This window comes from Micromonospora sp. NPDC005215, assembly GCF_040607915.1.
In the GTDB taxonomy this organism is placed as follows: Bacteria; Actinomycetota; Actinomycetes; order Mycobacteriales; family Micromonosporaceae; genus Micromonospora.
This window is the reverse complement of the sequence record NZ_JBEXHQ010000001.1, coordinates 235663-248310: the sequence shown is the minus strand read 5'-3', so window position 1 is coordinate 248310 and position 12648 is coordinate 235663. Positions and strand designations below refer to the sequence as shown.

Below are 12648 nucleotides of genomic sequence, written 5' to 3'. Positions count from 1 at the left end.
TACTGTGACGGAGCGGACGGTGACGGCGAAACGCGTGCCACCGGCGCAGCTGGCCCCCCAGTTGCGTGATGCGATAACTCGACTCAACCGGCGGGTCCGCCAGGCCCGACCGGTCGGCGACCTCACGGTCACCCAGGTCTCCGCGCTCACCAGCCTGCGGCTGGCGGGCACGATGACCCCTCGGGAACTGGCCGACATCGAGCGGGTGCAGCCACCGACGATGACCAAGATCGTCGGGAAGTTGGAGGACCGCGGCCTCGTGCGGCGGACACCCCATCCGACCGACGGCCGGCAGGTCATCCTCGCGGCGACCGAGGGAGGGCACGCCGTGCTCGACCAGTTCGAGCGGGCCCGCGACGAGTGGCTGGCCCACCGGCTGGCCGCGCTCGACGAGGACGAACGGGAGACCCTGCAGAGGGCCGCCGAGATTCTTCAGCAGCTCGCTCGCGCCTGAGCCGCACCCAGCCCCACCGGGCCGTGCCGTCACCTGTCGATGACGCGTACGTCCAAGGAGGCGCACCAAGAGTGCAGGCCAAGCTGAGCACGATGTTCCAGTCCCTACAGGTTCGCAACTACCGCCTTTTCGCATCCGGGCAGCTGATCAAGCTGATCGGCGTCTGGATGATGTTCATCGCCCAGGACTGGCTCGTCCTCGACCTCTCCAACAATTCGGCCACCGCGCTCGGCGTGGTCACCGCCTGCCAGTTCACTCCGGTGCTCCTGCTCACCCTGCTCTCCGGCCGGCTGGCCGACCGGTACGACAAGCGGGTGCTGCTCTTCGCCGCCAACGCCTTCTGGAGCGTGCTGGCGCTCGGCATGTCCCTGCTGGTCCTCACCGACCTGGTGCAGCTCTGGCACGTCTTCGCCTTCGCGGCCCTGCTCGGCACGGCCAACGCCGTGGAGACCCCGGTCCGCCAGGCGTTCGTCTCCGAGCTCGTCGGCACGCCCCTGCTGCCCAACGCGCTGTCGCTGAACGCCGCCGTGTTCAACTCGGCCCGGATCGTAGGTCCGGCCGTCGCCGGCCTGGCCATCGCCGCGTTCGACGTCGGCCCGGTCTTCCTCTTCACCGCCGTCAGCTCCATCGCGCCCCTGGTCAACGTCGTCCGGATGCGGACGGCCGAGCTGCAGCGCGACGCCCTGCTGCCGCGCGACGAACGGGCGTCCGCCCGGGTCGTCGACGGCCTGCGGTACGTGTGGCGCCGCCCCGACCTGCTGCTGCCGATGGCGATCATGTCGGTGATCGGCATGTCACTGTTCAACTTCCAGCTCACCCTGGCCGCGTTGGCGAAGACGGTCTTCCACACCGGTGCGGCGTCCTTCGGCCTGTTCAGCACGGCGCTGGCCGTCGGCGCTCTCGGCGGCGCACTCAGCGGCACCGGCCGGCGTAGCCGCCCGTCGGTCTGGCTGGTGCTCGGCGCCGCGATCGCCTGTGCCAGCTTTGGCACCCTGGTCGGCCTCGCGTCGGCGTACTGGCTGGTCGTGGTGCTGCTGGTGCCGACCGGCTTCTGCATGGTCTTCTTCGCCCAAGCCGCCAACCAGCGGATCCAGATGGGCGTCGACGCAGCCTTCCGGGGGCGGGTGATGGCCCTGTGGGTGCTGGTGTTCCTGGGCACCAACCCGGTCGGCGCGCCGCTGATCGGCTGGGTCGCGGAGCACTACGGTGCCGGAGCCAGCATCTGGATGGGCGGGCTCATCTCGCTGGCCGCCGCGGTGATCGCCCTCACCTGGCAGCTACGCCACTCCGGTGCCCGGCTGCGTTTCCGGGTGCTCCCGATGCCCCGCTTCTACGTGACCTCCACCGACTGCTGAGGTTTGACCCGGCGCTCGGGCCGCGTCGCGTTGAGCGGATCGTGCGGATGCGGCCAAATCGCTGGCGGGCCGGCACGACGGGGCTTAGCGTCGATATGTGGGAGTCGGAAGCGCGCTGATGCTGGCCCTGGCGTTCCTTGCCGTCGCCAGCCTTCCGGCAGCATTCGCCCTGCTCTTCTGCTATGACGAGATCCTCGACCGGGTCGTCTGCGGCTGGTCCGAATGGCGGGAGCGTAGACGGGAGAAGCGCACCATCGCCCGTCTGGACCGGGCCGTCGAGGCCGACGCGTTGACCCGCGACATCGACCTCAGCGGGTTCGACCGGGCCGACCGTCGACCCCTGGAGCAGCTCGCCGCCGACCTGCGCCGCCTCGGCGGGCAGCGGCTCGGCGGCACCGGTCGGTCGATGGTCTGGCATGCAGCGCTCCTGCAGGCGTACGACGACCGGCTCCGGCTGGCCTGCCGCGCTCTCGGCATCACCGAACACCTCGCCGAGTTGGCGGGCGTCGACCAGGAGATCGAGCGGGTCCGGGTGGAGGGGGTGCTGCACGCTGCCGGCCTGACCCTGCCGGCGGCGAGGGCCGGGCACCGGCAACGGCACCGCTGAGCGACGGTTGCGCCTCTTCGTCGCGGTCTACCCGCGCTACGACCGGCTCGCCGCCTGGCCGCTCTGACCCGGTGCCGTCGGCGGGACGACCTCCGTGGGCGCCTGTCCCTGGTCCGGGATCGGTTGGGCGGCGGCCGCCGCGGATCTGATGTGGAGGACTTCGCGGGCCTGTTCGGCAGCGCGGATGATGCTCTCGCTGATGAAGTCGAGGAAGCGGGCGATGTTCTCCAGGCGGGCCGCGGCGGGGGTGTCCGGGCCGAGCAGGGAGACGCCCTGCCGTGCGATGGCGACGAGCTGGTCGTTGGACCGGGCGCCGGCGATCGTGGCCTGGTAGAAGAGCTCGTTGTCGACGACGTAGCGGTCGCGGCGGCGTTCGTCGCGTTCGCGGCGGACCAGGCTCTGGCCCTCCAGGAAGGTGATCGCCTTGGAGATGGACGCGGGGCTGACCTGGAGGCGCTGGGTGAGCTCGGACGCGGTGAGGCTGCCCGCGTCGGTGGTGAAGAGGCAGGTCAACACGCGGGCCGCCATCTTGGTCAGACCCGACGCCATGAGGACGGTGGTGAACGTCTCCTCGTATTCGGCAACGGCCTCGGCGTCGCGTCCGTGCTGCGGGAGGACCGATTCCGTCGGACGGGACGAGGCTGGCCTGCGCCGGTGGGCGCGGCGTTCGGTGGCGCGGTGGGCCAGGTCGGCGCGGTAACCCATGGGGCCGCCGTTGCGCATCACCTCGCGGGTGATCGTCGAGGTGGGTCGGTCGAGACGTCGGGCGATCTCCGCGTAGGGGAGGCTGTCGACAAGCCCCAGCGCAATCTGCTGGCGTTCCTGCTGGGTGAGCCGGCCTCCTGGCATCTGATCTCCCTGGTGATCCGTCGTGGCGACCTCGTGGCCCCTTCACCATAGCGTTCACTTCTTACCCATTGCAACAGCCGCGACGGTGATCGTTGCGTTAGGCGACATCCTGTTGCAATGATATCTATGTGTTGAGCTGGGAAAGTGCGTCTTGGACGCAACAAGCTTGTTGCCGTGACTTGGAACGCAACGTAGCTTTTCCGGTATCAGAAACAACGCACGAGCACCGGAGAGCCTGATGAAGACGTTCGACACCCCCGCCCCGATCTCCGCCATCCTGAACATCCCCGCCGGGCGTATCCAGCTCATCGCCGCGGACCGCGCCGACACCACCGTCGAGATCCTGCCCACCAATCCGGCCAGGAGCCGCGACACCAGGGCCGCCGAGGCGACCACCGTCACGTACGCCGACGGCGTCCTGCGGATCACGGCCGCAACCCCCGGCAACCCGCTCGTCGGTCCCTCCGGATCCCTGCAGGTGACAGTCCGACTGCCCGCCGGCTCCCGCATCGACGCCAAGGCCGCCAGCGCCGAGCTGCGGGGTGTCGGACGCCTCGGCGACATCACCTTCGACGGCGCGTACCGCCAGATCAAGATCGATGAGGCGGCGAGCGTCCGCCTCACCGCGATCGACGGCGACGTCGAGGTCGGCCGGCTCACCGGCCCCGCGGAGATCAGCACCACCAGGGGCGACATCCGGATCGCCGAAGCCGTCCACGGCACCGTCCTGCTGACGACTCAGTCCGGCGACATCTCGGTCGCCGCCGCCGCTGGCGTCTCGGCCGCGCTGGACGCCGGCACCGGCCACGGCCGGGTCAGCAACGCCCTCAAGAACGACGGCACCCCCGCACTCGACATCCGCGCCACCACCTCCCACGGCGACATCACCGCCCGCAGCCTCTGATCCCGACAGACCCCCGACGCGACCAAAGGTGGAGACATGACGATGAACAACGCTCCCGCGACCAGCTCGACGTGGACCGGCATGGTGCCGGTCGACGACACCGCACTGGCCGTCACCGACACCGGCGGCCCCGGTGTCCCCGTGCTCTACCTCAACGGCCAGTTCGCCACCCAGGGATACTGGCGTCGAGTCATCGCCGAACTGGGCACCGGTTGGCGGCACATCACCTACGACGAGCGGGCTCGCGGCAGGAAGTCGAAGCGCTCAGCGGACTACTCCTTCGAGGCGGCCGTCCGCGACGTCGACGCCGTCCTCGCCGCCCGGAAGGTGGACCGCGCGGTGGTGGTGGGCTGGTCCTACGGGGCGGTGGTCGGGGCACACTGGGCCAACCGGAACCCGGACCGCGCTCTCGGTGCGGTCCTGGTCGACGGCGCGTTCCCGCACGACTGGCTCGACGAGGCCATGGAGCAGCGGATCCGGAAGATGTTCCGACGGATGAACGTGTTCATGCCGCTGCTGCGCCCAACCGGTCTGACCCCGCGAATGAATGCCGAACAGATGGCGGACAGCAACATCGAGCTGGGCAGACTCTCCCGTGAGCGCGAGTTGGGCCCCGTGCTGGACGGCATCACCGTCCCGGTGCGGTACGTCGTCGCCTCCGGCACGTCCCTCGGAAGTCGCGGTGACGAGCAGGAGAAGATCCGTGCCAGCCTCGACGCGGCGACCGTCCGCAACCCGCACATCCAGATCGCCGCGAAGGTCGCCAGCAACCACGGTGCGATCCTCAAGAAGGACTTCCCGGCCGTCGCCAAGGCCGTACGCGAGGTCGCCGGCCTCGACCGCGGGGACGCTGAAGACCCTCGGTGAGGTCCACGCGTTCCGCGTCGGCGGGTGGCGGGTGGCGGGTGGCGAACCGCCACCCGCCAACGCGACGCGTCAGGAAGACTCGCGCGCCGCCGGCCCGCTGCCGAAGAGCACGTCGTCCCAGCTCGGCAGGCGCTTGCGCGGCTTGCCGTTGGCATCGGTGGACTCACCACCGGCGGCTGCCGCCGCGCCCGTGCGGCGGGGCCGCAGCACCGCCAGCGACGGCACGACCGGCACCTCCTTGGGCGCGTCCGAGTCGTCGTCGAAAGCCGACCCCTGGCCGCCGCCGAGCAGCGCGGCCGCACCCCCGCCGACCGGCCGCTGCCGAGGCGCGTCCGAACCGGCAAGAGCAGCCGGGGTACGCGGCTCGAGGCCACGACCCGACGAGGCGCCGAGCGGGCGGTCCAGGGAGGCGAGCAGCGCGTCCCGTCCGGCCCGGATCGGGTCCCGGCCAGCGCGCGGGTGCTCGGACGCCGCCGGCAACCCGTGCCCACCACGGCTCGGCTCGCCGCGCGAGGGACCGGGCAGGCCGTGCCCGCTCCGCTCCGGCGCCGGCTCCTGGCCGAGGATCGGCGTGGGCCGCTCGGCGCACAGATATTGCGCCATGTCGTCGTGCGGCGTGACCACCTGCCGGGCCTTGTCCATGTCCCAGATGGCCTGTGCGGTGGCCTTGCCAGACGGCCAGGTGGCGAGGATCCGCCAGGTGCCGTCGTCCCGCCGGTAGGCGTCCCAGGAGATCTTCTCGGTGTCGATGCCGTGCTGGCTCAGCCGACCGTTTACCACCTCGGCGAGCGGGGTGGGCTTCTCCGCTCCCTTGAGGCGCGTCCGACGGGCATGCTGGGCGAGCATCGCCCGTTCCTGGAGCACCGGGCCGGCGTAGCGCAGCACCCGGTCGACCGGCACGCCGGCGATCCGGGCGACGTCCTCGGCGGACTCACCGGAGCGGATACGGGCCTGGATGTCCCGGGGAGACAGTGAGGGAATCGGGTCGACTGTGCTTGGTGCCACCGCGAGCGGCGGTGCACCCGGCTCAGGATGCATCACGCCGGCGATGCGCTCGTCAATCGGCAGGGCGAGGAGTCGCCCGACCTCGTCGGCGAGCACCAGCGCCTGCCCGTCCTCGGAGAGGGCGACGAAGCGTACTGGGCGCATAGCGTTGCCTCCGTCCCGCTTCGCTGGCCGCACGCCACGAGTCGGCCACCCAGGCGTCTCGGACCACCGTACGCGCATCTGTCTCGGGGTGGGGGAAGCGACACCCCGCATGTCGCGACTGAGCTGCAACGATGATCACGGTCGGTGTCCGTGGAGGCCCCAACGAACACCGACCGTGACGAACGTCAGAGTCGCTCGATGACGTAGTCGATGGACGCGGTCAACGCCTCGACATCCGTCGGCTCGACGGCCGGGAACAGCGCCACCCGCAGTTGGTTGCGACCGAGCTTGCGGTATGGCTCGGTGTCCACGATGCCGTTGGCGCGCAGCGCCTTGGCGATCGCGGTGGCGTCCACCCCGTCGGCGAAGTCGATCGTGGCGACCACGTTGGAACGCAGCGCCGGGTCGCCGACGAACGGGCTGGCCACGCTGGACCGTTCCGCCCAGCCGTACACCGTGGCGGCGCTCTCGGCGGTGCGCTTGGCCGCCCAGGCGAGGCCGCCCTGCGCGTTCATCCAGTCGGTCTGCTCGGCGGCCAGGAAGATGGTGGCCAGCGCCGGGGTGTTGTAGGTCTGCTCCAACCGCGAGTTGTCGATCGCGGTGACCAGGTCGAGGAAGGCGGGGATGTAGCGCCCGGACGCCTTGATCTCGGCGGCGCGATCCAGCGCGGCCGGTGACATCAGGGCCAGCCAGAGACCGCCGTCGGAGCCGAAGCACTTCTGCGGAGCGAAGTAGTAGACGTCGGTCTCGCCGACGTTGACCTCCAGGCCACCCGCGCCGGAGGTCGCGTCGACAAGCAGCAACGCGCCCTCGTCCGCACCGGCCACCCGGCTGATCGGGACGGCCACGCCGGTCGACGTCTCGTTCTGCGGAGTCGCGTACGCGTCCACGCCGGACTCGGCGACCAGGGTCGGCGCGCTGCCGGCCTCGGCCTTGCGAACGGTCGGCTCACCGAGGAACGGCGCGTCCTTCACCGACTTGGCGAACTTGGCGCCGAACTCGCCGAAGCTGGCGAACTGGGCCCGGTCGCGCACCAGGCCGAAGGTGGCGACCTCCCAGAACGCGGTGGTGCCACCGTTGCCGATCACTACCTCGTAACCCTCGGGCAGCGAGAAGAACTCGGCGATGCCGGAGCGCAGCCGGGCCACCTGGTCGCGGACCGTCTTCTGCCGGTGCGAGGTGCCCAGGTAGCTGGTGGCGACCTCGGCGAGGGCGGACACCGCCGCGGGGCGGACCTTGGACGGGCCGCAGCCGAAGCGTCCGTCGGCGGGCTTGATGTCATCGGGAATCCGGATGGTCGGTGCGTCAGCCACGGTCTTGAAGATCCTTCCGCAAGGGCGAGGGCGGGCCCGGCGACACTGCCGGCCCTCATCCTCGCACTCGGACCCATCGGTGGAAGCCGGGCCCCCGCGGGCCGGGCTGAGTCCTTCGCCACACCTCGACGGCGACCGCTCGGCTGACGTGCGAAAGGGCCCCTCCGCTACGCCGGACGTAGCGGAGGGGCCCCTTCTCAACCGGTCAGACGCCGTGCGGGATGGCGGCCCAGCCTTCGACGCCGGACGGCTTGCGGGCCTCCGGGCCGACGTAGCGGGCGGCCGGGCGGACAAGCCGCTGCAGGCGCTTCTGCTCCAGGATGTGCGCGCTCCAACCGCCCATCCGCGCGCAGGTGAACATCGAGGTGAACATATGCGCCGGCACCTCGGCGAAGTCCAGTACGACGGCCGACCAGAACTCGACGTTGGTGGCCAGCACCCGGTCCGGGCGGCGGGCCTGCAACTCGGCGAGCGCGGCCTTCTCCAGCGCCTCGGCGATCTCGAAGCGCGGCGCGCTCAACTCCTTGGCCGTGCGGCGGAGCACCCGGGCGCGCGGGTCCTCGGCCCGGTAGACGCGGTGGCCGAAGCCCATCAGCCGCTCGCCGCGATCGAGCACGCCCTTGACGTAGCCCTCCGCGTCGCCGCTGCGCTCCACCGCCTCCAGCATGCTGAGCACCCGGGACGGCGCGCCGCCGTGCAGCGGGCCGGAGAGGGCGCCGATGCCGGAGGAGATGCAGGCCGCCGCGTCCGCTCCGGTGGAGGCGACGATGCGGGCGGTGAAGGTGGAGGCGTTCAGGCCGTGCTCGGCGGCCGAGATGAAGTACGCGTCGACGGCCTTGACGTGGCGCGGGTCGGGCTCGCCGCGCCAACGCTTCATGAACCGCTCGACGATGGTCTGCGCCTTGTCGATCTCCTTCTGTGGCACCGCCGGCAGGCCGAGCCCTCGGGCGGACTGGGCGACGAAGGAGAGCGCGGTCACCGAAACCCGGGCGAGGTCCTCGCGGGCCTGCTCGTCGGAGATGTCAAGCAGTTGGCTGAGCCCCCAGTACGGGGCGAGCATGGCGACCGCCGACTGCACGTCGACCCGGATGTCACCGGAGTGCACAGGCACCGGGAACGGCTCCGCCGGGGGCAGACCCGGCCCGAACCGGCCGTCAACAAGCAGCGCCCACACGTTGCCGAACGAGACCTGACCGATCAGATCCTCGATGTCGACCCCGCGGTAGCGCAGCGCGCCACCCTCGCGGTCGGGTTCGGCGATCTCGGTCTCGAAGGCTACGACGCCCTCCAGCCCGGGTTTGAAGTCGGCCATGTCGCTCTCCTGGATCTGGTCGGTGCGCCCGGTCGGCTCATCCGGCCCGGTCGGCCGAGCGCCCTAGGCGACCCTCAGGGATGTGTTCGGAACATCTTGCCTGCTGAGTAACCGGATACGCGACCCACGGCGACTGTGCTGCACGCGACATCCCCGGACGCGCATTCTCCGCCGGACTCGGTGAGACTGGGCGGTGCGGGCTGGCCAGCGCGGGAGGGTGCCGGCGGACCTGCCGAGAAGGAGTGGGGAAGTGACGGGCGACACACCCGCCCCGGCCGCGATGCGTAACGAGTACGCCGCGGACCTGGGCCTGACCGAAGCCGACCTGGCCGCCGACTGGCACACGCAGTTCGACAGCTGGTTCGCCGACGCGGTGGCCTTCGGGCTACCCGAGGTGAACGCGATGGTGGTGGGCACCGCGGACTCCGCCGGCCGGCCGAGCGGTCGGACGGTGCTGCTCAAGGGGTACGACCCGGACGGCTTCGTCTTCTACACCAACCACCTGTCCCGCAAGGGCGTCGAGGCGTCCGACAACCCGTACGCCAGCCTGGTCTTCCCGTGGTTTCCCATGCAGCGGCAGGTGGTGGTCGCCGGGCGGGTCGTGCCGGTCGACCGCGCGACGAGCGCCGCGTACTTCGCCAGCCGGCCGCGCGGCTCCCAACTGGGTGCCTGGGCCAGCCCGCAGTCGCAGGTGGTGCCGGACCGGGCGGCGCTGGAGGAGCGCTACCGGGAGGTGGCCGAGCGGTTCGACGGCGAGGCGGAGATCCCGATCCCGCCGCACTGGGGCGGATTTCGGGTCCGACCCGACTCGGTGGAGTTCTGGCAGGGTCGGGCCGGTCGGTTGCACGACCGGCTCCGCTTCCGTCACCTCGACGAGGGTGGCTGGATCGTCGAGCGGTTGGCGCCGTGACGGGTGTGCAGGAGGCCGGGCCGCGCGGGGCGCGTCGCTGGGCGATCGACGTACGTCCGCTGCGGGTGCCCGCGTACCGGCGGCTCTGGCTCGGCAACACCGTGGCGATGTTCGGATTCCAATTTACGGCCGTCGCCGTTCCGGTGGAGATGTACGCCCTGACCCGGGACTCGTTCTGGGTGGGTCTGCTGGGCGTGGCGGCCTTCGTACCGTTGCTGATCTTCGGGCTCTGGGGTGGCGCTGTCGCCGACGCCCACGACCGTCGTGCCGTGCTGCTCGGCGGCTCGGTCCTGCTCTGGGCGTCGACCCTCGGGCTGCTGGTCCAGGCCCTGCTGAACGTGGGCAGCCCGGTGCTGCTGCTGGCGTTGATGGCGTTGCAGTCGGTGGCGTTCGCGATCACCTCGCCGGCCCGCAGCGCCATGCTGCCCCGGTTGGTGCCGGACGACCTGGTGCCGGCCGCCAGCACCCTGAACTACACGACCTTCACCGCCGCCGCGGTCGCCGGCCCGCTCGCCGCCGGCCTGATCCTCTCCGCCTCGGCGGACACCACAGTCGTGCTGCCCATCGCGTACGGGGTGGACGCGGTGCTGTTCACCGCGATGCTCTGGGCGGGGCTGCGACTGCCCGCGCTGCCGCCCGAGCCGACCGCCGACGGTGAGCCCCGGCGCGCCGGCCTGGCCAGCGTGGTCGACGGATTCCGGTACCTGGCCACCACGCCGGTGCTGCTGCTGTCCTTCGGGGTGGACCTGATCGCGATGATCCTCGCCATGCCGCGGGCACTCTTCCCGGAGATCGCCCACGACAGGTTCGGTGGCGGTGGAGCTGTCGGCCTGCTCTACAGCGCCATCGCGATCGGCTCGATGATCGGTGGGCTGACCTCCGGCTGGATCGGCCGGCTCCGCCGGCAGGGCCTCGGCCTGGTGGTCGCGGTGGTCGCCTGGGGAGTCGCGATCGCCGCGGCCGGGCTCGCCCACAGGCTCTGGCTGATGGTCCTCCTGCTCGCCGTGGCCGGGGCCGCCGACCTGGTCAGCGCGGTGCTGCGCCAGTCGATGATGCTGGTCTACGCACCGGACCGGATGCGTGGCCGGCTCCAGGGCGTCAACACGGTAGTGGTGGCCGGTGGTCCGCGGCTTGGCGATCTGCGGGCCGGCACGATGGCCGCCGGGTTCGGCGGCGGGGTGGCCTGGGTGGCCGGCGGACTCGCCTCGGCGGTGCTCGTCGTGGTGCTCGCGGTCGCGTTCCCGGCACTGGTGCGCTACCGGGCGGCGGCGTCGAGCGGCGGCCGGACGTGACCGGTTAGGGTCGCCGACATGGAAAGCCCCGAGCAGCGCGCGTTCTCCGGCGCCCAGTGGACCATCTCCGCCGCCGGCCACGAGGCTGTCATCGTGGAGGTGGGTGGTGGGCTCCGGACGTACCGGCACGACGGTGTCGACCTGGTCGACGGTTACCAGACCGACGAGGTCTGCCCCGGCTGCGCCGGGCAGGTGCTGGCGCCCTGGCCGAACCGGATCCGCGATGGCCGCTACCCGTTCGGCGAGCGGACGCACCAGCTCCCGCTGACCGAGCCGGAGCGGCACGTGGCGATCCACGGCCTGGTCAACTGGGTGCCGTGGCGTCTGTTGGAGCAGTCGGAGGCCGCCGTGACCCTCGGCTACGACCTGCCGCCGCAGCCTGGCTACCCGTGGCCGTTGCGGCTGCTCAGCCGGTGGAGCGTCGACGCGGACGGGCTGCGCGCCGAGCACGAGGTGACAAACATCGGTGGCGAGGCGGCGCCGTTCGGTTTCTCCGTGCACCCGTACCTGCAACTGCCGGGCGTCGCGGTCGACGACCTGGTCATGCGGCTGCCGACCCGGACCCGGATGCTCGTCGACGGCCGGTTGCTGCCGATCGGTGCCACGCCGGTGGCCGGCACCGAGTTCGACTGGACCAGCCCGCGCCGGATCGGTGCCGCCGAGCTGGACCTGTGCTTCGGCGAGGTGATCCGCGACGCCGACGGTGGCTCGTCGGTGAGCCTGTCCGCCCCGGGCGGTTCGACTGGTGTGCACATCTGGGCGGATGCGGAGTTCGGCTGGTGGCAGGTGTTCACCGGGGACGCGCTCACCGGTGTGCGGCACCGCCGCTCGGTGGCGATCGAGCCGATGACCTGCCCTCCGGACGCGTTCCGGTCGGGTAGGGACCTGCTCTCGCTCAAGCCCGGTACGACCTGGCGGGGTGCCTGGGGCATCCGGCCCGGGGCCTGATGGAGTTCGCCGAGGTCGTCCGGCGTCGGCGGATGGTGCGCAACTACGACCCGGACCGCCCGGTCCCGCCCGACGTGGTGGAACGGCTGCTCGACCATGCGATCCGCGCCCCGTCGGCGGGGTTCGCCCAGGGTTGGGGTTTCCTGGTGCTGGAGGAGCCGGCCGACCGGGAGCGGTTCTGGGCGGCCACCACCCCGGACGGCGGTGGACGGGAGCGCTGGCTGGCCGGGATGCGCCGGGCGCCGCTCATCGTGGTGCCGCACGCCAACGAGTCGGCCTACCTGCGGCGCTACGCCGAGCCGGACAAGGGTTGGACGGACCGGTCCACCGACCGGTGGCCGGTGCCGTACTGGCACGTGGACACCGGCTTCGCCGCGTTGCTGATGCTGCTCACCGCCGTGGACGAGGGGTTGGGAGCCTGTTTCTTCGGCATCGCGGCGCAGCGGCTGGCCAGTTACCGGGAGGCGTTCGGCGTGCCTGCGGAGTACCAACCCATCGGTGCCGTCACAATCGGTTACCGGGCACCCGACCATCGGTCACCGTCGCTGCGCCGTGGGCGTCGTGGAGTGGACGAGGTTGTGCGGCGCGGCAGGTGGAGCTGAGCGGGACGTCCCGTTCGTCCGGTTGAGGATCGGACGAGCGATAGCGAAACTGACATCAGGGAGCAGAACGCAGCGAGCGCTGGGCG

Annotated in this window: 13 protein-coding genes; 9 read left to right on the top strand and 4 right to left on the bottom strand. The window is 71.4% G+C overall.

The genetic code is table 11. From position 1 onward, the window contains the following. Positions 1–4 precede the first annotated feature (4 nt). From ABZU25_RS01205 to ABZU25_RS01195, 3 genes are all read left to right on the top strand, one after another. Positions 5–454 (top strand): MarR family transcriptional regulator, encoded by a 450-nt coding sequence (locus ABZU25_RS01205; RefSeq protein WP_355027293.1) that lies wholly within the window; start codon positions 5–7, stop codon positions 452–454. A 71-nt stretch (positions 455–525) separates the two neighbouring features. After that, positions 526–1809 (top strand): MFS transporter, encoded by a 1284-nt coding sequence (locus ABZU25_RS01200; RefSeq protein ID WP_355027292.1) that lies wholly within the window; start codon positions 526–528, stop codon positions 1807–1809. Between the two features lie 97 nt (positions 1810–1906). Further along, the gene (locus tag ABZU25_RS01195; RefSeq protein ID WP_355027291.1) at positions 1907–2416 is read left to right on the top strand and encodes a hypothetical protein; all 510 of its coding nucleotides are present in this window, start codon (positions 1907–1909) and stop codon (positions 2414–2416) included. Between the two features lie 36 nt (positions 2417–2452). Here the strand turns inward: ABZU25_RS01195 and ABZU25_RS01190 are convergent, their stop codons facing one another. After that, positions 2453–3265 (bottom strand): helix-turn-helix domain-containing protein, encoded by an 813-nt coding sequence (locus ABZU25_RS01190; protein WP_355027290.1) that lies wholly within the window; start codon positions 3263–3265, stop codon positions 2453–2455. 238 nt (positions 3266–3503) lie between these two features. Here ABZU25_RS01190 and ABZU25_RS01185 point away from each other — a divergent pair, with 238 nt between their 5' ends. Further along, the gene (locus ABZU25_RS01185; protein WP_355027289.1) at positions 3504–4169 is read left to right on the top strand and encodes a DUF4097 family beta strand repeat-containing protein; all 666 of its coding nucleotides are present in this window, start codon (positions 3504–3506) and stop codon (positions 4167–4169) included. Between the two features lie 36 nt (positions 4170–4205). Next, the gene (locus ABZU25_RS01180; protein WP_355027288.1) at positions 4206–5036 is read left to right on the top strand and encodes an alpha/beta fold hydrolase; all 831 of its coding nucleotides are present in this window, start codon (positions 4206–4208) and stop codon (positions 5034–5036) included. 69 nt (positions 5037–5105) lie between these two features. On the opposite strand, the gene sepH is transcribed toward ABZU25_RS01180, so the two are convergent. From sepH to ABZU25_RS01165, 3 genes are all read right to left on the bottom strand, one after another. After that, a complete protein-coding gene (sepH, locus tag ABZU25_RS01175) occupies positions 5106–6185 on the bottom strand; it encodes a septation protein SepH (protein ID WP_355027287.1) in 1080 nt (359 codons plus the stop codon). Between the two features lie 185 nt (positions 6186–6370). Further along, complete coding sequence (serC, locus tag ABZU25_RS01170; RefSeq protein WP_355027286.1) at positions 6371–7498, bottom strand: phosphoserine transaminase; 1128 nt, start codon at positions 7496–7498, stop codon at positions 6371–6373. Positions 7499–7703: 205 nt separating this feature from the next. Continuing rightward, positions 7704–8810: a citrate synthase 2 gene (locus tag ABZU25_RS01165; RefSeq protein ID WP_355027285.1), complete on the bottom strand. Its 1107-nt coding sequence runs from the start codon at positions 8808–8810 to the stop codon at positions 7704–7706. 280 nt (positions 8811–9090) lie between these two features. On the opposite strand from ABZU25_RS01165, the gene pdxH reads away from it, so the two are divergent. Genes pdxH through ABZU25_RS01145 form a run of 4 tightly spaced genes read left to right on the top strand, consistent with a single transcriptional unit; the run spans position 9091 to position 12562 of the window. Beyond that, entirely contained in the window at positions 9091–9720 is a 630-nt protein-coding gene (gene pdxH / locus ABZU25_RS01160) for a pyridoxamine 5'-phosphate oxidase (protein WP_355027451.1), read from the top strand. Beyond that, positions 9717–11012 carry an MFS transporter gene (locus tag ABZU25_RS01155; protein ID WP_355027284.1) on the top strand — a complete coding sequence of 432 codons (1296 nt, stop codon included), beginning with the start codon at positions 9717–9719 and terminating at the stop codon, positions 11010–11012. Before pdxH ends, ABZU25_RS01155 begins: the two co-directional genes overlap by 4 nt. An 18-nt stretch (positions 11013–11030) precedes the next feature. Next, positions 11031–11960: an aldose 1-epimerase family protein gene (locus ABZU25_RS01150; protein WP_355027283.1), complete on the top strand. Its 930-nt coding sequence runs from the start codon at positions 11031–11033 to the stop codon at positions 11958–11960. Continuing rightward, positions 11960–12562 carry a nitroreductase family protein gene (locus ABZU25_RS01145; RefSeq protein ID WP_355027282.1) on the top strand — a complete coding sequence of 201 codons (603 nt, stop codon included), beginning with the start codon at positions 11960–11962 and terminating at the stop codon, positions 12560–12562. The genes ABZU25_RS01150 and ABZU25_RS01145 overlap by 1 nt, the downstream gene beginning before the upstream one ends. Positions 12563–12648: the final 86 nt, after the last annotated feature.

Excerpts from the sequence above, each read along its gene's own strand:
- ABZU25_RS01190 (WP_355027290.1), bottom strand. The coding sequence starts at position 3,265 with ATGCCAGGAGGCCGGCTCACCCAGCAGGAACGCCAGCAGATTGCGCTG.
- ABZU25_RS01185 (WP_355027289.1), top strand. The coding sequence starts at position 3,504 with ATGAAGACGTTCGACACCCCCGCCCCGATCTCCGCCATCCTGAACATC.
- ABZU25_RS01180 (WP_355027288.1), top strand. The coding sequence starts at position 4,206 with ATGACGATGAACAACGCTCCCGCGACCAGCTCGACGTGGACCGGCATG.
- sepH (WP_355027287.1), bottom strand. The coding sequence starts at position 6,185 with ATGCGCCCAGTACGCTTCGTCGCCCTCTCCGAGGACGGGCAGGCGCTG.
- ABZU25_RS01165 (WP_355027285.1), bottom strand. The coding sequence starts at position 8,810 with ATGGCCGACTTCAAACCCGGGCTGGAGGGCGTCGTAGCCTTCGAGACC.
- pdxH (WP_355027451.1), top strand. The coding sequence starts at position 9,091 with ATGCGTAACGAGTACGCCGCGGACCTGGGCCTGACCGAAGCCGACCTG.
- ABZU25_RS01150 (WP_355027283.1), top strand. The coding sequence starts at position 11,031 with ATGGAAAGCCCCGAGCAGCGCGCGTTCTCCGGCGCCCAGTGGACCATC.
- ABZU25_RS01145 (WP_355027282.1), top strand. The coding sequence starts at position 11,960 with ATGGAGTTCGCCGAGGTCGTCCGGCGTCGGCGGATGGTGCGCAACTAC.